The sequence below is a fragment of the Streptomyces sp. NPDC029014 genome (assembly GCF_055564695.1).
Map to the genome: position 1 here is coordinate 238,415 of NZ_JBVHVT010000001.1, position 22,238 is coordinate 260,652.

19 protein-coding genes and 1 pseudogene are annotated in these 22,238 nt (G+C 75.3%); 3 read left to right on the forward strand and 17 right to left on the reverse strand.

Features of this window, described 5'->3' with window-relative positions:
* Positions 1-212: 212 nt before the first annotated feature.
* The 6 genes from ACZ4VL_RS01275 to ACZ4VL_RS01300 form a co-directional block, all read right to left on the reverse strand.
* Complete coding sequence (locus tag ACZ4VL_RS01275) at positions 213-2,519, reverse strand: bifunctional serine/threonine-protein kinase/ABC transporter substrate-binding protein (protein ID WP_468194101.1); 2,307 nt, start codon at positions 2,517-2,519, stop codon at positions 213-215.
* Between the two features lie 6 nt (positions 2,520-2,525).
* Positions 2,526-4,697, reverse strand: coding sequence for a bifunctional serine/threonine-protein kinase/ABC transporter substrate-binding protein (locus ACZ4VL_RS01280; RefSeq protein WP_468194103.1), 2,172 nt, complete (start codon positions 4,695-4,697; stop codon positions 2,526-2,528).
* Positions 4,697-5,602 carry a hypothetical protein gene (locus ACZ4VL_RS01285; protein WP_468194105.1) on the reverse strand — a complete coding sequence of 302 codons (906 nt, stop codon included), beginning with the start codon at positions 5,600-5,602 and terminating at the stop codon, positions 4,697-4,699. The genes ACZ4VL_RS01280 and ACZ4VL_RS01285 overlap by 1 nt, the downstream gene beginning before the upstream one ends.
* Positions 5,603-5,689: 87 nt before the next feature.
* A complete protein-coding gene (locus ACZ4VL_RS01290) occupies positions 5,690-5,917 on the reverse strand; it encodes a DUF6296 family protein (protein ID WP_468194108.1) in 228 nt (75 codons plus the stop codon).
* A gap of 142 nt (positions 5,918-6,059) precedes the next feature.
* The gene (locus ACZ4VL_RS01295; RefSeq protein WP_361086533.1) at positions 6,060-6,680 is read right to left on the reverse strand and encodes an L-threonylcarbamoyladenylate synthase; all 621 of its coding nucleotides are present in this window, start codon (positions 6,678-6,680) and stop codon (positions 6,060-6,062) included.
* 17 nt (positions 6,681-6,697) lie between these two features.
* Entirely contained in the window at positions 6,698-7,609 is a 912-nt protein-coding gene (locus ACZ4VL_RS01300; protein ID WP_468194111.1) for a LysR family transcriptional regulator, read from the reverse strand.
* Positions 7,610-7,679: 70 nt separating this feature from the next.
* Here ACZ4VL_RS01300 and ACZ4VL_RS01305 point away from each other — a divergent pair, with 70 nt between their 5' ends.
* Complete coding sequence (locus ACZ4VL_RS01305) at positions 7,680-8,291, forward strand: short chain dehydrogenase (RefSeq protein WP_404232499.1); 612 nt, start codon at positions 7,680-7,682, stop codon at positions 8,289-8,291.
* A gap of 113 nt (positions 8,292-8,404) precedes the next feature.
* On the opposite strand, the gene lysA is transcribed toward ACZ4VL_RS01305, so the two are convergent.
* Together lysA and ACZ4VL_RS01315 are read right to left on the reverse strand one after the other, a co-directional pair.
* Positions 8,405-9,739, reverse strand: coding sequence for a diaminopimelate decarboxylase (lysA, locus tag ACZ4VL_RS01310; RefSeq protein ID WP_468194115.1), 1,335 nt, complete (start codon positions 9,737-9,739; stop codon positions 8,405-8,407).
* Between the two features lie 14 nt (positions 9,740-9,753).
* On the reverse strand, positions 9,754-10,143 hold the full coding sequence (locus tag ACZ4VL_RS01315) for an SAV_915 family protein (RefSeq protein WP_468194117.1): 390 nt from the start codon (positions 10,141-10,143) through the stop codon (positions 9,754-9,756).
* Positions 10,144-10,435: 292 nt separating this feature from the next.
* On the opposite strand from ACZ4VL_RS01315, the gene ACZ4VL_RS01320 reads away from it, so the two are divergent.
* The gene (locus ACZ4VL_RS01320; RefSeq protein WP_468194119.1) at positions 10,436-10,945 is read left to right on the forward strand and encodes a hypothetical protein; all 510 of its coding nucleotides are present in this window, start codon (positions 10,436-10,438) and stop codon (positions 10,943-10,945) included.
* 74 nt (positions 10,946-11,019) lie between these two features.
* On the opposite strand, the gene ACZ4VL_RS01325 is transcribed toward ACZ4VL_RS01320, so the two are convergent.
* The 3 genes and pseudogenes from ACZ4VL_RS01325 to ACZ4VL_RS01335 all read right to left on the reverse strand — a co-directional run bounded on the left by ACZ4VL_RS01325 (position 11,020) and on the right by ACZ4VL_RS01335 (position 12,679).
* On the reverse strand, positions 11,020-11,691 hold the full coding sequence (locus ACZ4VL_RS01325; protein WP_468194122.1) for a Na/Pi symporter: 672 nt from the start codon (positions 11,689-11,691) through the stop codon (positions 11,020-11,022).
* A gap of 112 nt (positions 11,692-11,803) precedes the next feature.
* Positions 11,804-11,968, reverse strand: a pseudogene (locus ACZ4VL_RS01330) (thymidylate synthase); the annotation flags it as partial.
* A 171-nt stretch (positions 11,969-12,139) separates the two neighbouring features.
* On the reverse strand, positions 12,140-12,679 hold the full coding sequence (locus tag ACZ4VL_RS01335) for a DM13 domain-containing protein (protein ID WP_468194229.1): 540 nt from the start codon (positions 12,677-12,679) through the stop codon (positions 12,140-12,142).
* 282 nt (positions 12,680-12,961) lie between these two features.
* Here ACZ4VL_RS01335 and ACZ4VL_RS01340 point away from each other — a divergent pair, with 282 nt between their 5' ends.
* Entirely contained in the window at positions 12,962-13,849 is an 888-nt protein-coding gene (locus tag ACZ4VL_RS01340) for an NmrA/HSCARG family protein (protein ID WP_468194124.1), read from the forward strand.
* A 45-nt stretch (positions 13,850-13,894) separates the two neighbouring features.
* Here ACZ4VL_RS01340 and ACZ4VL_RS01345 read toward each other — a convergent pair whose 3' ends face one another.
* Genes ACZ4VL_RS01345 through mdlC form a run of 6 tightly spaced genes read right to left on the reverse strand, consistent with a single transcriptional unit; the run spans position 13,895 to position 22,102 of the window.
* A complete protein-coding gene (locus ACZ4VL_RS01345; RefSeq protein ID WP_468194126.1) occupies positions 13,895-14,152 on the reverse strand; it encodes a hypothetical protein in 258 nt (85 codons plus the stop codon).
* Positions 14,149-16,119, reverse strand: coding sequence for a peroxidase family protein (locus ACZ4VL_RS01350; protein ID WP_468194129.1), 1,971 nt, complete (start codon positions 16,117-16,119; stop codon positions 14,149-14,151). The genes ACZ4VL_RS01345 and ACZ4VL_RS01350 overlap by 4 nt, the downstream gene beginning before the upstream one ends.
* 49 nt (positions 16,120-16,168) lie before the next feature.
* Positions 16,169-17,524, reverse strand: coding sequence for an alpha/beta hydrolase (locus ACZ4VL_RS01355; protein ID WP_468194132.1), 1,356 nt, complete (start codon positions 17,522-17,524; stop codon positions 16,169-16,171).
* 53 nt (positions 17,525-17,577) lie between these two features.
* A complete protein-coding gene (locus ACZ4VL_RS01360; RefSeq protein ID WP_468194134.1) occupies positions 17,578-19,032 on the reverse strand; it encodes a cytochrome P450 in 1,455 nt (484 codons plus the stop codon).
* Positions 19,029-20,435: an FAD-binding oxidoreductase gene (locus ACZ4VL_RS01365; RefSeq protein WP_468194137.1), complete on the reverse strand. Its 1,407-nt coding sequence runs from the start codon at positions 20,433-20,435 to the stop codon at positions 19,029-19,031. Before ACZ4VL_RS01365 ends, ACZ4VL_RS01360 begins: the two co-directional genes overlap by 4 nt.
* A gap of 41 nt (positions 20,436-20,476) precedes the next feature.
* A complete protein-coding gene (gene mdlC / locus ACZ4VL_RS01370; RefSeq protein WP_468194139.1) occupies positions 20,477-22,102 on the reverse strand; it encodes a benzoylformate decarboxylase in 1,626 nt (541 codons plus the stop codon).
* Positions 22,103-22,238: the final 136 nt, after the last annotated feature.

Sequence of the window (22,238 nt, forward strand, 5' to 3'; positions counted from 1 at the left end):
TGGTGCCTGTGGTGTGTGCGGTGCGCGGTGCGTCGATGACATCGGGACGCGGCCTCCCAGATCGCCCATGACCGGATGGCGCCATGTAAGCGAGTGCGGGCCTAAAGGATGATCATGCACTCGGTTCGTACGGCCGAACGGGCGTACAAGAGAACTCGCACGGAGCAACGCCCGGCAGTCGGCCGGCCCTGGCACGGGACGGCCGCCGTCCCTCACGACGCCGACGTCACGTCCTGATACGGCCCGAGGTACCGGAAGGCGCCCGACCGGACCTGGTGGAGGTGCGCGGTGCGCTGCCCGGCCAGTCGGTGCGTGGTCGCGTCGAAGGCCAGCGGCTTGGCCAGCCCCTGGTAGGCGGTGCGGAAGACCCGGCGGGACAGCCCCGGCCGGTCCCGCCCCTCGCCCTCCAGGGCGCCGAGCGCGGCGGCCAGCAGCCCCACCGCGTCGTACGCCTCGGCGGCCCACCGCGCCGGCGGACCCCCGTACGCGGCCCGGTGCGCGGCGACGAACCCGGCCGCGGCGGGCACCTCCGCCGGGTCGGCGAAGTACGTGCTGAACAGCCAGCCCTCCGCGGCCGGGCCGGCCGCCGCCAGGAACGCCGGCTCCATCACCTCCCCGGTGGCCAGCCGCGGCCCCTGGAACCCGCCCTCGGCCAAGGCCCGGGCGAACCGCCCCGCGCGCTCCGGCGAGGAGCCCGAGAACACGGCGGCCCGGGCGTCCGCCGCGACCAGGGCGCCCACCGCGGCGGCGAAGTCGGAGCTGCCCGACGGGATCCGGTGCACGCTGGTCGAGCCCTGTGAGGGCGGGGTCTGCCGCAGCACGCGGGTCAGCTGCCGGTCCCCGCCGCCGGCCGCGCCGTCCTCCACCACGCCGGTGCGGGTGACCGGCCGGACGCGGGACAGGTAGTGCAGCACCGGCAGGCCGATGCCGTCCGCGTCGGCGCGTGTGTCGCACAGCGTCCGCCACGGCGTCGGGCCGGCCTGCCCGCTGTGGGCCGACACCAGCAGCAGCGCGAGGTCCGCCGCGAGGCAGGCGCCGGCCACCGCGGGCACCGCTGCCTCCGCGGTGGGGCCGATCAGCGCCACCACGGACGCGTCGGCGACCAGCTGCCCGGCGGCCCCGGCGGCCCGGGCGGGGTCCCCGCCGTCGTCGGCGGTGCGCACGGCCAGCCCGAACGGGATGCCCGGGCGCGCATTGTGCGCCTCCACCGCCAGCCGCACCCCCCGTTCGTACGCCTGCCCGAGCGCCCGGCCGGGTCCGGTCAGGTCGGCCTGCAGTCCGACGGTGAAGGTGGGCGGGCCGCCACCGGACGCGGCGGGGGGTGCGCTCCGCCCGCCCGGGTCGCGGGTGGCCAGCCAGGCGAGGGGCGGGGCGACCGCGACGAGGGCCCCGCCGGCCGCGAGCAGCCGCCGCCGGGTGAGGAACCCGCGGGCCGGTCCGGCACCCCCGTCCGCGGCTCGCGCGGCGCCGTCCGCTCCGGGGCGGTCGACCCGGGTGGGCTCCGGAACGGGCAGCTCCAGGGCCCGCGTGGAGCGCTCGGCGATCAGCCGCGGCAGCGGCGCCGGCAGCCAGTCCGCCCCCTCGCCCCCACCGGAGCCGGTGGAGCTGGGGCCGGGGCCGGGGCCGGGTCCGGGGCCGTCCGCACCGGACCTGGTCCCGCCCGGGCCGTACGCGCTCGGGCCGTTCGCGCTCGGGCCGTCGGGGCCGTCGCCCGGACGGTCGCCGAGGAGGGTCCGCAGCATCGCCGGGGCGGGCCGGTCGGCCGGGTCCTTGGCCACGCAGGCGGAGAGCGGTTCCAGCAGCTCCGCCGGCACCCCGGCCAGGTCGGGAGGGTCGTGCACCGTACGGAAGACCACCGCGGCCGGGTGCCCGCCCCCGAACGGGCCGCGCCCCGTCGCCGCGTACACCAGCACGCAGCCGAGGGAGAACACGTCACCGGCCGGACCCGGCGCCGGCCCGCCCGCCCGGGCCTGCTCCGGGGGCAGGTAGCCGGGGGTGCCGACGACGGAGCCGGCCGCCGTCAGGGTGGTGGCCCCGACGGTCCGTGCGATCCCGAAGTCGATCAGCCGCGGCCCGTCCGCGGCGAGGAGGACGTTCCCCGGTTTGACGTCCCGGTGGACCAGCCCCGCAGCGTGCACCCCCTCCAGCGCCTCCGCCAGCCGCACGCCCAGCGTCCGCACGCTCGCGGCGGGCAGCGGCCCGTACCCCGCGACCGCCTCCGCCAGTGACGGGCCGGGAACGAACGGGGTGGCCAACCACGGCTCGCGCGCCTCCGGGTCGGCGGCCACCACCGGCACCAGCCACCGCCCCGACAGCCGCGCGGCCGCCTCCGCCTCGCGGCGGAACCGGGCGCGGAACGCCGGGTCCGCGGCGTGGTCGGCGCGGATCACCTTCACGGCCAGCAGCGCACCCGCCGGCGAGCGGCCCAGGTACACGGTGCCCATCCCGCCGGAGCCGAGCCGTCCCAGCAGGCGGTGTCCACCGACCGCGGCCGGATCGGCCGGGGTGAGGGGGCGCACCGGCCGCTATCCCGCGGGGGACTGCGGGGCGGCGCCGAGGTGGCGGAGCCGGCCCCGGTCGATCCGGTGGAGGAAGTACGCGTTGCCCTTCACCTGCTGACGCTCGTCGAAGGCGTACTCCTTGACCACACCCCGGTAGGTGCCCCGGCCGAGCGCGGCGAGCAGTTCGGCGCGGGTGGGCCGGCCGCCGCCCGCCCGGGCGGCCGTCACGAGCCGGTCCAGGACCAGCCCGGCCGTGTCGTAGGCCTCGGCGGCCCACGGCCCGATCGGAGGCCCGGACCGGTGCTCGCCCACGATGTGCTCCAGGACCGGGGGCGAGTCCGGCCCGGTGTACGGCGCGAGGACCTGCCAGCCCTCGGCCGCGGCGCCGGCCGCGGCCAGGAACTCCTCGCCCACGACCGTGTAGTCGGCCACCCGCGGCCCCTTGAACCCGGCGCCGTCCAGCCAGCGGACGGCCTGCGCGGTACGGGCCGGGGTACCGGTGCAGAAGATCCCGTCGACCCCTTGCGCGAGCAGGTCGGCCAGCACCGCGGGCAGTTCGTTCCCGGACTCCCGGGGGAGGACCCGCGCGTACGGCGCGACCTGCGGAGCGACGACGGCGAGGGTCCGGCTCGCCTGGAGCACCGCCTGCCAGCCCTCCGCGTCCCCGGCGCGGTCGCACAGCAGCCCCACCCGCCGGGCGCCCCGGGCCTGCACCAGCTGCAGCGCCACGGCATGGCCCTGGCCGAGGGAGAGCGAGCAGGTCTGGAAGAAGCTGCGCCGGTCGGCGACGCCGAAGGTGGTGCCCAGCGCGGACACGGACAGCAGGGGGAGCGCGGCTTCCCCGTACACCTCCAGGCAGGTCATCACGGAGGCGTTGCCGGTGGGGCCGACCACGGCGAGGACGTCGGGGCTGCCGGCGAGTTCGGCGGCGACGCGGGCGGAGCGGGCGGGGTCCCCCGCATCGTCGACGCGCCGGACGGAGGCCGTGAACGGCCTGTCGGGGCGGGAGTTGAACGCGGCGACGGCCAACTCCACCCCCTGTAGCTGGGCCTTGCCGATGACCGCCTGCGGCCCGGAGAGGTCGGCGTGCACCCCGATCAGCCACTCCCGGCCGGCCGTCGCCCCCGGGTCCACCCCGCCCCGGCGGGACGCGAGGGCGGCCACCACGCCGCCGCCCGCCGCGACCACCGCACCGGCGGAGGCCAGGCGCAGCAGCCGCCGCCGCGACACCGTACGCGCCTGCGGCCGGCCCCCGGCGCCGACCGTGGGCTCGGCGGCCGGGTCGGCGAGGGTCTCCTCGATCCCGGGCAGGGCGAGCAGCTGTGCGGCCCGCTCGGCGATCGACGCGACGACCGGGTCGGGCAGCCAGCCGGTGTCCCCGCCCGGATCGTCCTCGGTCAGCGACTCGTCCAGCTCCCGGGCGGTGGGGCGGATGTCGGGGTGTTTGGCGAGGGCGGTGCGCAGCAGTGCGGTGAGCTCCGGGTCGGCGAGGACCTCGGGCCCGAACTCCGGCTCGTCGTGCACGGTCCGGTACAGCACCGCGTCCACGGTGCCCGTGCCGAACGGCAGCCGGCCGGTGGCCGCGTACGCCAGCAGGCAGCCGAGGGAGAACACGTCGCCCGCCGGCTCCGCCGCCAGCCCGCGCGCCTGCTCGGGGGAGAGGAACCCGGGGGTGCCGAGGACGACGTCGGTCGAGGTCAGCGCGGTGTGCTCGCCGCCGCGCGCGATGCCGAAGTCGATGAGCCGGGGCCCGTCCATGCCCAGCAGCACGTTCGCGGGCTTGACGTCGCGGTGCACCAGGCCCTGCCCGTGCATCACGTCGAGCGCCCGGGCCAGGGCCTTGCCGAGGATCCGTACGGCGCGCAGCGGCAGCGGCCCGTGGGCGGCGACGGCCTCGGCGAGCGAGGGCCCGGGCACGAAGGCGGTGGCCAGCCAGGGCCCGGCCGCATCCGGGTCGGCGCCGGTGACGCGCACCGCCCAGGGGCTGTCGACCCGGGCGGCGATGGCGGCCTCGCGCCGGAACCGGGCCCGGAAGTCCACCTCGTCGGCGTACTCGGCGCGGATCACCTTGACCGCGGCGAGCGCCCCGTCCGCGGTGCGGCCGAGGTAGACGACGCCCATGCCGCCCGCGCCGAGCCGCCCCAGCAGGCGGTGGCCGGCGATCCGGGACGGGTCCGAGGGGTGGAGCCGCTCCATCAGCGGGACACCTTCCCGAGGGCCTGCCCGGCCCGGTACATCATCCGGCTGGTGCCCTGCACGACGAGCGCGTTGAGGGCCTCCTCGGTGACCCCGGCGGCGCCCTTGCCGGCGACGGCCACCGTGACGGGCCCGAACTGTCCCTGTGACCAGAGGTACCGCTGGGGTCCACCGCTGCCCTCGCCCACCCACTGGCCGGACTCGCTGAAGGCGTCCTCGGACCAGCCGTTCAGCTGCTCGCCCAGGTAGAGGGAGGCGCCCCACAGGCCCTTCAGCTCCTCGCCGGCGCGCAGCACCTGGTTCGGGCAGCGCAGTACCTCCTCCATGGCGTGGGCGGTCTCCCAGCCGGACTCCTCGCGGGTACGGTGCACGGTCACGGTGGCGTGGATCCTGACCCGGCCGCGGCCGTCGGCGGCCGGGACGTGGAACTGCCGGGTGCTGGTGGCCAGGACGTCCGGCGGCAGGCCCTCGGTCCGCCACACGCAGTCGTGGCCGAGCACCGGCCAGCTGTCCCGGTCGCTTTCGAACGGGCTGCTGCGCCGCACCTCCGCCCCGAAGGCGTCCTGGTCGACGACGATGCGGGCGAGCAGGGCCCGCGCCGCGGTCCGGTCCCGGGGCTGCTGCCGCTCGTCCAGCTCGGGGACGAGCGGGGCCGCGCCGCCGCCCGGGCCGGAGGTGCCGGCTCCGGTGCCGGCCGCGGCCGAGGACGAGGCCGTGCCCGACGGGGCGGGCGTACCCGACGCGGACGCGCGGGGTGAGCCGGAAGCTGAGGCGGAGGCGTCCGCGGACCCGCGCGCCGTACCGTCCGAGGTGCATCCGGTGAGACCGACGAGGAGCAGGCCTGCGACCAGGTTGCCGCCGGCCCGCAGCGCCCCCTGGTGTCCGTGTCCCCCCGACCGTCCCACGCGGCAGAGCGTACCCGGCGCGCGCGGGCTTCAAGTGTCCTACGGGAAACGAAGGTTGACCGAATACGGATCCCTCCGACCGGCGGCTCAGGGCAGTGCCCGGACCCGGACCACGCGGACCGGGTTCTGGCCCCCGCCCGTGGCCAGGACGCGGACCTCGCCCCGGTCGCTGATCTCGGCCCGCACGATGCCGGTCGGATCCTCGTAGACCGGGTGTCCGCCCGGCCCCGCCACGCCGGTGGGCGCCACCACCACGGTGTCCTCGCCCGTACCCGGACCCTCGGAAAACACCAGCTCATACCGCTGGGAACTCATCCGCGCCCTCCTTCGCCGAGCGAACGGAGCGTCCTTACCTCCATGATGCGCGCAGCTCCCGCCGGGTGCATCGCACCTCGGCCGGGAAGACGATCACGCACGCCGCCGGGGCGGCCTCGGCGTCAGGGGCGCGGCGGCGCCGTCACTCGAACCGGCTGGTGTCGCCCGCGCCCACGCGGACGATCTCGGCCGACCCGCCGGAGAAGTCGACGACCGTGGTCGGCTCGGTGCCGCACTCGCCCGAGTCGACGACGATGTCCACGACGTGGTCGAGCCGCTCCTTGATCTCCCACCCCTGGGTCAGGGGTTCGCCCTCGTCGGGCAGCAGCAGCGTGCTCGACACCAGCGGCTCGCCGAGTTCGGTGAGCAGGGCCTGGGTGACGGTGTGGTCGGGGATCCGGACGCCGACCGTCTTCTTGCGGGGGTGCAGCAGTTGGCGCGGCACCTCCCGCGTCGCCGGCAGGATGAAGGTGTAACTGCCGGGCGTGGCCGCCTTGATGGCGCGGAACACGTCGTTGCCGATGTTCACGAGCTGGCCCAGCTGCGCGAAGTTCTGGCACACGAGCGTGAAGTGGTGCCGGTCGTCGAGGTGGCGGATGGACCGGATCCGGGCGAGGCCGTCGCGGTTGCCCATCTGGCAGCCCAGCGCGTAGCAGGAGTCGGTCGGATACGCGACGAGCGCGCCGGAGCGGAGGCTGTCGGCGATGCCGCTGATGGTGCGGTGCTGCGGGTTGTCCGGGTGCACGTCGAAGTACTTCGCCATCTGCCGAGCGTACGCGATCAGGCCGCGGCCGTGGACGCCGAGGGGTCCGCGGCGGGCGCCGCGGGGGACAGCGCGCGCCGGGCGTGGCGGCGGAACGCGGCCGTCGCCGGGTGGGTCGGTACCGTCGGCGCGAGGAAGTGCACCGTCACCGGGCCGATCCCGGTGAGCGGCAGGAAGCGGACGCCGGGGAACGGGTGGCTGTGCCGGGTGGCCTCGGCGGTGACGCCGACGGCCTCGCCCGTCGCGATGGCGGTCAGCCACTCGTCGACGTTGGCGACCTCCAGGGTGGCCTCGGGCCGGCGGCCCTCCGGCCACAGTGCGGTGCTGGTCGTGGCGGCCGTAGCACACAGGACCACGGTACGGTCGACGAGGTCGGCCAGGGCGACCCGGTCGCGGCCGGATAGGGGATCGTCCTCGCACAGCGCCGCCACGCGCGGCTCGCTGTACAGCGCCAGCGCGGACAGCCCGCCGGCCTCGTCCCCCTCGGGCAGGATGCGGACGAACGCGGCGTCGATGTCGCCCCGGCGCAGGGCCGCGACCGGGTCGGGCAGCCGGTGCACCTGGACCGGCGCCTGCGGGTGGTCGCGGCGCCAGTCGCGCAGCAGGGCCACGGTGTGCGCGCCGAGGGCGGCCCAGCCGAAGCCGATGCGCAGCGGCCGCGGCTCCGGGCCGGCCACGGCCTCGGCGAGGGCGTCGTCGAGCTGCGTGAGGATGCGGTGGGCGTGCTCCCACAGCCGCCGGCCCGCCGGGGTGAGGGCGAGGCTGCGCGTGGTGCGCTCGACCAGACGGGTGCCCAGGCGCTGTTCCAGCTGGTCGAGGGTGCGGGACACGGCCGGCTGGCTGATGTGCAGGACGGCCGCGGCGCCCGTGATGGTGCCCTCGTCGCCGATCGCCGCCAGGGTCCGCAGATGCCTCAGTTCCACATTCACAACCGGCAAGCATAAATGCCGCACGGAAGGTATTTCCCTGGTCACGGCCCGTTCGCCTAGCGTCGGGGCCATGCGAATCCTCCTCATCGGTGCGGGCGGCAAGCTCGGCACCGCAGTGCACCAGACCCTCACCGCCCGCGGCCACGAGGTGGTCACCGCCGGACGCTCCAGCGGCGACCTCCGCTTCGACGTCACCGACCCGGCGCAGATCACCGCCCTGTACGAGGCCGCCGGCGCGGGCGGGCAGCTCGACGCGGTGGCGTGCGCCGCCGGCTCGGTCCCGTTCAAGCCCGTCGCCGACATGACCCCGGACGACTGGACCGCGGCCTTCCGCGGCAAGGTCCAGAGCCAGCTGGAGCTGGTCCGCCAGGGCACCGGCCGGATCGCGCCGCGCGGCTCGTTCACCCTGATCACCGGAGTCCTGGCGCGCAGCCCCATCATGACGGGCTCGGCCGCCTCCATGGCCAACGGCGCCGTCGAGGCGTTCGTCCGCGCCGCGGCGGCGGAGATCGCCCCGCAGCGCGTCAACGCCGTCAGCCCCACCGTCGTCACCGAGTCCCTCGACGTCTACGCCGGCTACTTCCCCGGCTTCGCTCCGGTCGACCTGGCGGAGGTGTCCCAGGCGTACGTCCGCTGCATCGAGGGCGTGGAGACGGGCCGGATCCTGGAGCTGGGCGACTAGCCGCGCCGCCGCCCCCCGGGCCGCCGCCCCCCGGGCCGCCGCCCCCCGGGCCGCCGCCCCCCGGGCCGCCGACCGCCCGTCAGCGGCGGCCGGCGGCCCGGGCGGGCGGTGTCCTAGTCGCCCACCTCCCTGCTGCGCAGGTCGTCCAACGTCTCACGGCGTATCAGCAGCCTGGCCGTACCGCCGTCGACGGCGACCAGCGGCGGCCGCCCGACCAGGTTGTAGCCCGAAGCCATGGACAGCTGGTACGCCCCCGCCACCGGTACGGCGAGCAGGTCGCCGGCGCGGACGTCGCCGGGCAGCTCCACCCCCGCCGCGAGGACGTCGCCCGCCTCGCAGTGCCGGCCGACGACGGTCGCCGTGCACGGCTCGGCGCCCGTGTGGCGGCCGATCAGCCGGGGCGCGTAGCGCACCCCGTACAGGGCAGGCCGGGGATTGTCGCTCATCCCGCCGTCCACCGCCACGAACAGCCGGCCCCCGGTGCGCTTCACCGCGAGGACCCGGTACACCGCCACCCCCGCCGGCCCGACCACCGCCCGGCCGGGCTCGACGGCGAGCCGCGGTACGGGCAGCCCGGCCGCCGCACAGCTCGCGGTCAGCTCGGCGCGCAGCCGCCGGGCGAGCGCCGTGAGGTCGAGCGCGGCCTCCCCGGGCCGGTAGGCGATGCCGTGACCACCGCCCATGTCCAGCTCGGGCAGGACGACGCCGTGCGCGTCGCGGATACGGGCCATCAGACCCACCATCCGGCGCAGCGCGGACACGTACGGTTTGACATCGGTGATCTGCGACCCGATGTGGCAGTGCAGGCCGGTCAGTTCCAGCTGCGGCCGGCCCAGGATCCGCAGGACGGCGTGCTGTGCGGAGCCGTCGGTGAGGGACAGCCCGAACTTCTGCCCGTCCGTCCCCGTACGGATCTTCTCGTGGGCGCCCGCCGAGATGCCGGGCACGACCCGGACCATCACCTTCTGGTGGCCGCCCGGGCCCACGGCGGCGGCCAGCCGCGCGATCTCCGACGGGCCGTCGATGACGATCCGCCCCACCCCGAGGCGCAGCGCCGTCTCGATGTCGCGCGGCGACTTGGCGTTGCCGTGCAGCACGATGCGGTCAGCCGGGAACCCGGCGGTGACGGCGAGTTCGAGCTCTCCCGCCGAGCACACGTCGAGTCCGAGGCCCTCCTCGGCGACCCAGTGCACCATGGCCCGCGACAGGAACGCCTTGGCCGCGTACAGCACCTCGGCGTCCGGGAACGCGTCGCGGTACGTCCGGCAGCGGGCCCGCACCTCCCCCTCGTCCAGCACGTAGACCGGGGTGTCGAACCGGTCGGCGACCTCCGCCAGCGACACCCCGCCGACGGCCAGGCCGCCGTGCGGGAGGCGGGTCGTGGACGCGGGCCACACGGACAGTTCGGCCGCCCCCTCGGCGAGGTCGGACAGCACGGCCGTGGTCATGGTCCCGCCCCCGCTCAGAGGGTCCGGACGGGCAGCGGGCCCGGGCGCCGGCCCGGATCGGGCCCCACACCGGGATCCCGGGGCCCGTCGGGAACCCGGACCGGTACCGGGGTGACCGGCGGGGCCGAGAGGGCCGGGTCGACCGTGACCAGGTGTGCGCCGAGCGGCTCGCACATCCGGCGCAACGCGGCCTCCGACAGCCGGATGTACGGGTGGCCGGCGCCGAGGACGGCGGTCAGTCGGGCCGGGCCGGTGAACCCGACGGCCGTGCGCGTGCCCAGCGGAGTGCGGAACAGCCGGATCACCGCTTCCGTGCAGTTCCCCGGCCGGACGGGCACGTACAGCAGCCCGGCCGGGACCCGTTCTTCGGGCTCGGGATCGTCTTCGTACCGGAACAGACACATGGGGCCCTCCCCGGGGCGCGTGGTGGAACGGTAGGGATGCGCCCCGGCCGCCGGGGCGCGCATCGAAGCTATGCCCGTCCGCGTACCGTGCGGGCCTCCCCCTGACGGGACCTTGACGCGGACGGGCCGTGTTCATACACGGCCCTGACGCCCGCCAAACCGGTCGGTAAGAAACGCGTCAGTCTTTGGCCTTTCCCCGCCAGGACGCCGCCGGACGGCATACCGGCCCTTCCCCGCCTCGTTGCGTGGGGTGTGAAATTAATTGACGCGTAAAGGAAGTGAGGAGGGTCCCATGTCTGAACCGGCTGCGCTCCGCAACCGTGCCTGGGGCGGGGAGGTACGGGCAGCGCTCGCCTTCGCGGTACTGCTGCCGGCGGTGCTGCTGACGGCCGACGTGGTGGCCGGCGACAGCGGCTGGCGGCGCGCGGTGGTGTGGATCTGGCTCGGCCTGCTGCTGCTCGTGGTCCTGTGGCCGACCCGGGTCAGCGCCACGCCCGGCCTGCTGACCACCCGGGGGCTGATCCGGCGCCGGCGGGTCCGTACCGACCGGCTCGCGACGGTCGCCTGGCACGACTGCGTCGCCCAGCGGCTCGTCCTGACGGACACGGACGGCGGCAGCGTCGAGCTCGACCCGCAGGTCTTCGCCGACGACCCGCCCCTGTGGTACCGGGTCGGGGAGGACATCGGCACGAGCGTGTCCAGCGGCACCCTGGGCGAAGGCCTGGTCCCGCTGCGCCAGTTCTGCAGCCTGATCGACCGCGAGACGGCCCGCGCGGTCTTCAAGGCCTCCGCGCTGACCTAGTGCTGCGCGTTCGCCGTGTGGCGGGGCCCCGTACGGCGCAGGAGCGCAGTGCAGGGCCTCGCGGATCCCGGCGTTCAGAGCACGCCCACCAGCACGATGACCAGGGCGGGCAGTGCGATGAAGACGGTGCCGAAATACACGGCCAGGACCCACCGGTGCCCGGAGGCGACGCGGGCGAGGTTCTCGGCGCAGAACCGCGGCACGGGGCGCAGGAGCGGAATCACGTAGATCACGACGATCGCGAAGAGGTTGTAGATCAGATGCACGAAGGCCGCCTGCAGGCCGATCTTCGCGTCCTGCCCGACACCGGCGAACGCCGCGAAGACCACCGTGAACGTCGTACCGAGGTTGGAGCCGACGACGACGGGACACACCTGCGCCGGTGTCAGGATGCCCGCTCCGGCGAAGGGGACCAGCACGGACGTGGTGATCGTCGAGGACTGGGTGACGACGGTCACCCCCATGCCGGACGCCATGGCGAGGTAGGCGTTGCGCCCGACGGCCTTGATCAGGACGTCGCGGGCCCTGCCGACCATGAGCAGTTCGAGCAGCAGCTTCCCCAGGTAGCGGACGGCGACCAGGATCAGCACGGCGCCGATCACGATGGTGAACAGCGGACCGAGCGTGCTGCTGACGTGCGAGGTCGCGTGGATCACTCCGCGTTCCACCGGCCTGGTGGCCGCCCGGACGAAGTTGAAGCGGGCCGGGTTCGGCAGCCAGTCCGTGCCGTACAGCGCATCGGTCAACGTCCCGCTGATGCGTTCCAGCGGATGCCAGACCAGCTCGATCGGGAAGAAGATTGCCGACGTTCGCGACCAGGATGATGGGGATCGCGCCCTGGATGGGCAACGCACCCGACCCCACGGCGGTGACGGCGATCGCCGTCGTCGTGGTCGACGACTGGATCAGGACCGTACCGAGAACGCCGACGGCCAGCCCGACCCACGGGTTCGCTGCGAAGGCGAACATGGTGTGCGCAGCGTCGCCGCCCAGCCCCACAAAGCCGCGGCTGATGATGCTCACGGCACAGATCAGCAGGTAGATCAGCCCGGCGACACCGCACCAGCCGAGGGCCTTGGTCCAGGCGGGGAGCTGGACGGCTCCGGCGTCCGAAGGGGTTCGCCCGGAGACGTCACCCTTTTCACGGCTGCTGTCCGGCCCGCTGTCGGATTAGGCTTCCGCCATGCACCAAGGCTACGAGCTCCTGACGAGGGGCGCCGCCCCGAAGGAGACGTCGAAGCGGTCGCACCAGATGGTGACGCTGCTGTAGTCGGCCGGGTCGACGTCCGCGGGGATCGCGTAGTTCTGGTCGCCCTTGTTGCCCTTCAGCTTGCCGAGGCTGACGTACCTGCCGTCGTCGAAGACCCGCCAGCCGGCCACGCCCTCCTTCACCGGGGCGTCGGTCAACCACACGCGCAGGTCCGGGCCGTTGCTCGTGTCGAGGTTCTCCAGCCGCAGGTTCAGGGACCCGTCGGCGAGGCGCAGCACCTTCACCGTGCCCGTGGTGGTGTGCTCGTGGCTGATCAGCGTGCCCTGGGCGAGGACCTGCGGTCCCGCGCCGACGGCCGGGGTGCCGGCCGCGCCGCCGGCCGCCGGGGCCGCGGGGGCCGCCGGCAGTGCCTCGCTCACCCGGTCGTCCTGCCAGAGCTTCCACGGCTCGAACCAGTACAGCCCGGCCCCCGCCAGAAGCGCGCCCACCACCAGCACCGCGCCCCACACCCGTCCGCGCCGCATCCCCTTGCCCACTGCCGCTCCCTCACCCTTCGTGATCGTTCCGCCCAGGAGGTCCATCGTCACACGCTGCACACGGCGCGCGGACGGACCGCCGGATGACGAAACCCTTACGGCGCGCAGCGCCGGCCCGGACGGTGATCACGGTCACAGGGACTGGACCTCAACCGCCCTTGAGGGAGCAGGCTTTCGATCACACGGGGGCGGCCGCGACGGCAGCCCCCGAGCCCGCGAGCCCGCAAGTCCGCGAGCCTCGCAAACCCCGCACCGCCAAGGAGTCGTGCCATGTCGGACCACCGCACCGTCCTCGTCACCGGAGCAACGGGCCGCCAGGGCGGCGCCACCGTCCGTGCCCTCGTCGCCCGCGGCCGGCAGGTGCACGCCCTGGTCCGCGATCCCGGCCTCCCCGCGGCGCGCGCCCTGCGGACCCTGGGGGCGACCCCGGTCGCCGGGAACCTCGACGATCCCGCCTCCCTCGAAGCGGCCATGCGGGGCGTGCACGGCGTCTTCAGCGTCCAGCCGATGCCCGCGCCCGGGCCCGAAGGCTTCGAGACCGAGGTCCGCCGGGGCAAGGCGGTCGCGGACGCCGCCGCCCGGACCGGCGTCGCCCACTTCGTCTACACCTCCGTCGACGGCGCCGGCCGCCCCGGCGACGTGCCGCACTTCCGGAGCAAGGGCCTGATCGAGCAGCACGTCGCGGAGCTCGGCCTGCCGGCCACCGTGCTCCGACCCGCCTTCTTCCTCACCAACTTCACGGACATGGGCCCCCGGTGGGCCGGCGGCGAACTCGTCCTGACGCTGGCGCTCGCCCCGCACACCGCGCTCCAGCTGATCCACCCCGACGACATCGGCGAGATCGCCGCCGACGCCTTCGACGCCCCCGCCGAGTACCTGGGCCGCACCCTGGAGATCGCCGGCGACCGGTTGACCGGCCCGCAGATGGCGGAGGCCTTCGCCCGCGCCGCCGGCCGCCCGGTGCGGTTCCGCTCCCAGCCCGTCGAGGAGGTACGGGCGTACAGCGAGGAAATGGCCGTCATGTTCGAGTGGTTCGGCACCACGGGCTTCCTCGCCGACGTGCCCGCCCTGCGCGCAGCCCGCCCGCACCTGGCGACCCTGGACGACTGGGCGGGCAAGGAGTGGACCGTGCCGACGGAGCCGGGCCGCCCCTCTTGATCGTCCGTTCCCCCAGCACCGGGGCGCCGACACTCCCCGGCGCCCTCAGCGCCGGGCGCGGGCGGCGGCGTCCAACTGGTCCGCGGAGCGTGCCAGGCCGCCCGCCGCCGCCGTGCACCGGTCGGCGAGGTCCTCGATGCGCCACCGGAAGGCCTCCGCCTGCGGCCCCTTCCAGTCGAGTGCGGCGGCCCCGGCCCGCAGCCGTCGCGCGTGCTCGAGCAGGGCGGCGGAGTGGGCGCGCAGCCCCTCCGCGGCCGGCAGGCGCGGCAGCGACTCCGGCCGCGGTGCGGGAATCCCGGTCACAGGGTCCTCCAGGGGGCGAAGGCGTTGGTGACGCCGTCCAGGGCGGGGGCCAGTTCGGGGTGGTGCCGCAGCAGCACCGTGACCATGGTGTTGCGGTCGACCCACTCCAGGCCCTCCGCGGTGTACACCTCCGGCCGGTAGTCGGTGGTGAAGAAGCGGTCGCTCTTGAGCCGCCGGCTCGCCATCAGGATGAAGATCCGGAACAGGGAGTCGCTGAAACCGAACCCGGCCGGGCGCGGTTCGGCGAGGTTGCCGACGAGGGTGTCGACACGGTCGAGCCGCCCCTCGTACAGCTCCTCCAGCAGTGGCGTGTCGTTCGGGTGGCCGCCCGTCAGCTCCTCGAAGGAGGTGACGGGCCGCTTGCGCAGCATCTGCCGGTAGGCGTTGTAGCGGGGGATGCCGCGCTCCCGGTCCCGGAGGATGTCGACGGTCCCGAGGTCGATGTGCTCGCCGGTGAGCCGGGCCAGGTTGCGCAGCGCGTCCGGGTGGTTGTGGAGGACCAGGGCGCCGGGGTGGGCGGTGCCGAACGAGGCGAACAGGTCGCTCATGCCGTACGTGTCGATCGCGGTGCGGGTGGTGCGGCCCTGCATCTCGTCGAAGCCGATGGTGGCGCGGACGGCGCCCCGGCGGTGGTCGCGGACCACCAGCTCGTCCGGGATCAGCGGGTGCAGCCGGTACGCGGAGACGAACTCCTCCGTCATGGAGAACGGCGCCGCGTGGTGGTCCGTCTGCGAGCCGAGGATGCCGCTGAGCATCTCGCCCCGGCCGACCCGCCCGTACGTACGGCGGACCCAGCGCGGCAGGACCCCGTACCAGTTGGCGTCCATCGCTCGCTTGAGGACCGGCGTGTCGAGGATGCCGGGTGTCCACTCCACCGTGTGGATCTTCGCCATGAGGGCGGTGTTGACCAGTCGGGCGGTGTGGAAGAGCCGCTCGTCGTCCCACGTCGGATAGTGCGAGCGCAGGAAGTCGCAGACGGAGTTGTGCTCCTTCGCGAACAGCGTGTGCAGCAGCGACAGGCCCGTCCAGTAGTCGCTGTTCATGCCGGTCCGGTCGAGGCACTCCCTGCCCGGGCGCGGGTCGGTGGGCAGCCGGCCGTCCTCGAGGATCAGCTTGCCGTGCTCGCCGGTCCGCAGCGAGCGGCAGCGGGCCTCGTCCGAGCCGTAGACCTGCGACCCGTCCCACCAGTGCGTGACCGTGTTCTCGTACGTCGGCGGGGCCTCCGCGGCGGTGTGGGCGACCGGGTCGGGGCGGGTGCGGTTGATCCGCATCGGGCAGCCGCCGCCGTGTTCGGCCCAGTCGTCGTCCTCGGCGAGCGGGACGGTGAAGGGCTCGGCCTCCTCGTTGTCGCCGTGGTTGGCCCAGCCGTGGTTCTCGAACTGGATCCAGGCGGCGGCCAACAGGTTCAGCGTGGGCGCCGGCACGAAGCCCCGGCGGGCCAGCAGCTGCCTGCTGATCTCCCGCGGGCTCGGCGACATCAGCCCCTCCTCGCCCTCCGGGAACACCAGGTGGAGCGGGGCGTTGCGGTCGAGCCGGGTGCCGACCCGGCCCATGTCCTCGTCGTACGGGTCGTAGCCCGAGCCGTCGTACGAGCGGAACGGCGCGGGTTCGACGGTGGGGCGGCGACGGCGCTCGCCCCCGGCGCCGTACGTGTCGTGCAGGTTCTGGCGGCGCAGGTCGTCGCGGAGCACCCGCAGGTTCAGCAGCGCGAGGGGTTGCGGGAGTTCGTGCCAGGCGCGGGTGCGGTTGATGCGGGCGAAGGCGGCCGACCCGAGGCGTTCGAGGAGGCCGGGCGGGCCGTAGCCGGGGGCCGCCGGGCGGCCCGCGCCCGCCTGCCCGGGCACCCCCGTGGAGCCGGAGCCGGAGCCGGAGCGGGAGCTGGAGCCGGCGGTACCGGGGCCGTCCGGGGCAGGCGCGGTCTTCCCCCGGCCCGGCCCGGACTGTTCGGTGGAGGCGGTGTCGCTCATGTGGTGGTGGTCCTCAGCGGGTCGGCGGTCAGCGGTCGGAGGTGGGCGGTCAGCGGTCGTAGAGGCGGAAGAGGCGGGTCGCGGTCACCCGGCCCCGGTAGGGGGCGAGTTCGGCGTCCACGTGCGCCCGCGCCCCGGGCACGTCGTGCTCCAGGTTGTGCGCGTACCGCTCGGCGGCGTGGCACAGCGGGAAGGCGTGCGTGTCGTCGGTCCAGGTGAACTCGGTGAACTGCTCCGGCAGCCGGTACGGGGACACCGAGGAGCGGCCCTCCAGGCTGGGTACGACGTCGTGCTCGTTCACCAGCGAGCACACCCGGGTCCGCGGGTCGGCGGGCCGCTTGCCGTCGACGGGGGAGCCGATCGCCACGACGTGGGTGACCCGGTACACCCCGCAGAAGTCCCGGTCGGCGGCCAGGTTCATCGCGGTGATCCCGCCCAGGCTGTGCCCGACGAGGGCGATCTCCGAGCCGGAGGGGACGGCCGCGCGCAGCGCCTTGCACACGGCCCGGGAGTACGGCGTGGCGGGCCGCGCCACCGCGTGGACGGCGCCCAGCAGGTCCTGCGGGCTGTCCCCGCTCAGCCCCGACATGCCGGCGAGCTGGACGACGTACCGCTGGACGCCGTCGGGTCCGACGGCCCGCTGGACCAGCAGGGTGCCGTCGGTGCCCACCGCGTCGATGTTCCGCACGTACCCGGCGATGGTGCCGCCGGTGTCCAGCCGCTCGGTGAACCCGGCCGGGGGGACGAAGGGTTCGGCGCGGCCGGGGCCGCGGTCGAGGAACGCCCAGATCCGGGCGCCGATCCCGAGGACCGGCTCGGCGCCGGTGAGGGTGCGGCCGGTGGCGACCTCCCACCCGGCCGCGTCGTTCAGCGGGTTCTCGTCGGTGAGGGCGTTCCACGCGAGGACGTCGGCGAAGGCCGGGGCGAGCAGCGCGAAGGTCCGCTCGGCGCCCTTGCGGCCGAGGATGGCACGGAACACCCGGACCGCCTCGCGCTGACGGTCCTCCGCGACGGCTCTGAGGACGCGGGCGGTGTCGGGGTCCCCCAGGAGCTCGGGGTGGTGGACGGCGGCGGCCCGGATGCGGGCCTTCAGACCCGTCACGGCCAGGGTCACCGCGAGGCTCTCCCGGCTGGTGAACACGCCGACGAGCCGCCCCAGTCCGGCCAGGCCGCGGCCGCGCGGGGCCCAGCCCAGGCCCTTCGGGTCGGTGATCGTCCGCAGCAGGGTGCGCCGGGCGGCGGCGCCGCGGACGGCCCGCGGCAGCCGGGTGCCGAGGGCGAGTTCGGACGCGTACCGGGACGCCTCCCCCACGCCTTCGGCGGCCTCGGCGAGCAGGCGGCACATGTGGTGCAGGGAGTCGACGTCCGGTTCGTGCCCGGTGACGGCGGTCGTGGCATCGGTCATGCGGGTGGTCTCCGGGGCATGGGGGTGGAAGGGGGGTGGCGCGCCGCGCGGGCTCAGCGGGCGGTGAGGGCGAGCCGGATGCCGGCCGCGCCGAGCAGGCCCGGCAGTGCCAGGGAGGGGTCCAGCACGGGGCGGCCGCCGGTGACCCGGTGGTCCCGCAGCACCGCCGCGATCAGTGCCGTCGACGTCAGCAGCCCCAGGTGCTCGCCCGGGCAGCGCCCGCCGCCGTGGCTGAACGGCGCCATCCCGGTCTCGTCCGCCGCGCCGGCGCGCAGCCACCGGGCGGGCGCGAACTGGTGTGCGGCCGCGACGTGTTCGGGGTCCCGCTGGTGGAACAGGGCGGGCACCAGCACGGCCGTTCCCGCGGGATAGCGCTGCCCGCGCCACTCGGTCTCGGCGCGGGTGACCCGAACCAGGTCCGGCACGAGCGGGTACAGCCGCAGCGTCTCCCGTACGCAGGCCCGCAGCCGGGGCAGTTCCGGGTCCCCGGCGTCGACCTCGGCCCGGACGGCGTCCTGTTCGGCCGGGTGCGCGGAGAGCAGCAGCAGGGTCCGGGCCACGGTCGGGCCGACGGTGTCGAGGGCGAGCAGCCAGTGGTGGGCCTGCCCCACGGGGTCCAGCGCAGCGGCGTCGGGGCCGGCCGCCGACGGGTGCCGGCGGGCGAGCGCGGCGAGGGTGTACGGCTCGGCCCGGGCGGCGTACTCCTCGACGCGGGCGGCGGCCTTCGCGTACAGCGCCTCGGCCGCCGCGGCCCGGCCCTTGCGCATCCGCATCCAGTTGGCCTCCTCGCGGATGGCCAGCAGCCAGCGGGCGAGTTCCTCGTCGCCGGCCGCCGCGTCGCCGAGGACCATGCGGCGGCCGAGCCGGGCCGTCGTGCGGCGAAGCCGTGCGAAGTCCAGCTCCACACCGCAGGTCAGGGCGGTGGCCTCCTCGTCGACCAGGGTCTGGAACTCCCGGCAGGACGGGTGCACGGGCCGGTCCGCGGCGAGCACCTCGTCGTTGATCCGGCGGCGGTCCTCGCGGGTGTCGCCGTGGGAGCAGATCACCCCGGTGGGCTCCAGCAGCGACAGCCCCCGGTACTTGTCGGGGGCGTCCATGGCCAGGGTGCGCACCGGCATGTCGTAGAACTGCCGGACGTCGGCCTGGTCGAGCAGGACCAGCAGCGTCCCGGACAGTCCGCGCACCTCGACCGGGGCTCCGCCGTGCCGGGCGCGCATGGCCCGCAGCGTCGCCGCCGACCAGCCCTGCTGGCCGAGGGCCGCGTACGCCGAGACCACCTTGGGCCGGACGTGGAAGGCCCCCCGGATGAAGGCGGGCAGGGTGTGCGTCGCCGCGAACCGGACGGTTTCGGCCCGCCCGGCCCGGGCGGGCCGCGGCACGGCGCGCGCGGGCGTGGAGGCGGTGCGGGCGGCGGGCGCGGCGGACGCGGTGGCGGCGGTCGTGGTGCCGGCAGTCGTGGTGCCGGCGGTGGTGGCGGCGGCGCCGGCCGCGGGGGAGTCCTCGGTCATGCCTCCACGACCTTGCCGGGGTTGAGCAGGTTCTTCGGGTCGAAGAGGCGCTTGAGGCCGCGCTGCAGCTCCAGGCTGACCGGGTCGAGCTCGCGGGTGAGCCACTCCCGCTTGAGGGTGCCGATGCCGTGCTCGCCGGTGCTGGTGCCGCCGAGCGCCAGACCGGCGGCCATGATGTCGTCGTACGCGGTCTGGGCGCGGCGGAACTCGTCGGCGTCCGACTCGTCGAACACGACCGTGGGGTGCAGGTTGCCGTCGCCGGCGTGCCCGAGCGTGAAGATCCGCAGCCGGTGGTTGGCCGCGATCTCCTCGATGGTGCCCATGAACTTGGCCAGTTCGGAGCGCGGCACGGCCACGTCCTCGATGAACGCGGTCGGCCTGCCGCCCAGCGTCGCGGCGAACGCCCCCAGGGCCGGACTGACCAGCCGCCGGGCCTCGATGATCCGCCGGGACTCCTCGGCGGTGGCCGAGGTGACCACGTTCTGCGCCCCCGCCCCCTTGCACAGCAGCGTCATCGCGGTGAGCTCGCGGACCGGGTCCGCGCTGTCGCTCTCGACGATCAGCGTGGCGGCGGCGCCGGCCTCCAGCAGCGGGTGCCCGTGGTCGGCCACCGCCTGCGAGGTGGCCCGGTCGAGGAGTTCGAGGGCCGACGGCACGTGGCCGGCGGCGGTGATCGCGGAGACCGCCTCCCCGGCCTGCACCAGGCTCGGGAACTGGGCGAGCAGGGACAGCGCCGGCGGCCGTACGGGCCGCAGCGCCAGGGTGGCGCCGACGATGACGGCGAGCGTGCCCTCGGAGCCGACGAGGAGGCGGGTCAGGTCGTAGCCGGCGACCCCCTTGACCGTGTCCCGGCCGGTGCGCATCCGCCGCCCGTCGGGCAGGACCAGGTCCAGGCCGAGCACGTAGTCCGCGGTGACCCCGTACTTCACGCAGCAGATGCCCCCGGCCCCGGTGGCGATGTTCCCGCCGATGGTGCAGTGCTCCCAGGACGCCGGGTCGGGCGGGTAGCTGAGCCCGTGCTCGGCGACGGCGTCGTTCAGCCGCTTGGTGACGACGCCCGGCTCGCAGCGCACCAGCCGGTTGGCCGGGTCGATCTGCAGGATGCGGTCCATCCGGCCCGTGTTCAGCACGACGCAGCCGTCCACCGCGTTCGCGGCGCCCGCGAGGCCCGTCCGGGCGCCCTGCGGGACGACGGGGACGCCCAGCTCGTACGAGGTCCGCAGGATGTGCTGGACCTGCTCGGCGGTCCGCGGGAACGCGACGGTGGCGGGCAGGCCCGCCTCGGAGAACGGGGCCGCGTCGCGGGCGTGCGCCGAGAGGGTCTCGGGATCGGTGTGCAGGACGTCCGCATGCTCGGGCAGGAGCGTGCGCAGACGGGACAGGAGGGGGGTCTCGGGTGACATGCGGGCCTTCCGTTGGTCGGGGCGGGTGGCCGTTGACGGGCTCAGAGAGAGGGGAACTCGGTGGTGACGGGCACGTCGATGAGGACCGGCCCGTCCTGCTGGGCCGCCGAGTCCCGTACGAGCTTGGTGAGTTCGCCCGCGCCCTGGGCCCGGTGGGCACGCACCCCGTAGCCGGTGGCGACGGCCGTGATGTCGATGCCGGGGATGTCGAGTCCGGGCGCGCCCTGGGCGTGTTCGAGCTGCGCGAACCACTGGAGGATCGCGTAGCGGGCGTTGCTGAGGACGACGAAGGTGACGGGCACCCGGTAGGCGGCGGCGGTCCACAGGGCCTGGACGGCGTAGTGGACCGAGCCGTCGCCGATGACGCACACCACGGGCCGGCCGGGGGCGCCGAGTTGGGCTCCGACGGCTGCGGCGGCCCCGAAGCCGAGCCCGCCGCCGGCGGAGAACAGGTAGGAGCCGGGGGTGGAGATCCGGGTCGCCTCGTGGAACTGGGGGACGTTGGACGGCGATTCGTTGACCCAGAGGGTGTTCTCCGGGGCGCCCTGGGCGATCGCCCGCAGGGCGGCCAGCGGGGTCAGGACCCCGTCGCCGGCCTCGGTCTCCGCCCCGGTGGAGGGCGCCTGCTCGTGGGGTGTCGCCGCCGGGGACGCGGACCCGGCGGCCGGGAGCCGGTCCGCGAGCGCCCGCGCGGCGAGAGCGAGGTCCGCGACGACCGCGTCCCCGACCGGGGCCTTGGCGGCCTCCTCGGCGTCCCGCGTCAGCAGCACCAGCTCGGTGCCCTCCGGCAGGTGGTCGCCGGGGACGTACGGGTAGTAGCGGAACACCTGCGCGCCGATGACGACGACCAGGTCGTGCCCCGCCAGCTGCCGGCCCAGCGGCCCGATCGCCGCGGTCAGCTCACCGCGGAACTGCGGGTGGTTGCGGGGGAAGGAGACCCGTGCGGAGATCGGGGCCGCCCAGACGGGCAGCGCGGTGCGCTCGGCGAGCGCGACCACGGCGTCCCAGGCGCCGGAGGCGTCGACGTCGTCGCCGACGACGAGGACCGCGGAGCGGGCGCGGGAGATCCGCTCCGCGAGGGCGGCGACCGCGGCCGGGTCGGGGGCGGCGGCATGCGTGATCCGGCGGGCGGCGGCCGCGCGGGCGGCCCGGTCCTCCTGCTCGGTGAGCTCCGCGTCGAAGTCGTCCATGGGCAGGGACAGGAACACCGGCCCGTGCGGTGGGGTTTCGGCGAGCTGCACGGCGCGGGCGAGGGCGGGGGCGACGTCCGCGGGGCGCGGCGGCTCGTACGCCCACTTGACGGCCGGCTGCGGGAGCAGGGTCGGCTGTGCGTTGGTGAGCAGGGCCTCCGCGGTGAGCATCGCCCGGTGCTGCTGTCCGGCGGTGACGACCATCGGGGTGCGGTTCGCACGGGCGTTGAGGACGGCGCCCATCGCGTTGCCGGTGCCGGGCCCGGTGTGCAGGTTGGCCAGGGCGGTGGTGCCCGAGGCGAGCGCGAACCCGTCGGCCATCCCGACGACGACGGCCTCCTGGAGGCCGAGCACGTACCGGAAGTCGTCCGGGAACTGCTTGAGCATCGGCAGCTCCGTCGAACCGGGGTTGCCGAAGACCGTGGTGATGCCACGGGCCCGTAGGACGTCCAGGACTGATTCGCGAACCGTGCGCATGGGGATCCTTCCGCGCAGCCGGGGGAGCACTGTCGGTGATCAATCCAGCACACTGCGTGGATCTTTACAAAAGGCCTCCACGGCCACCCCGGACCTGTTACGCGCCCGCGCCGACCGCAGTCCTGGCGGGCCCGCG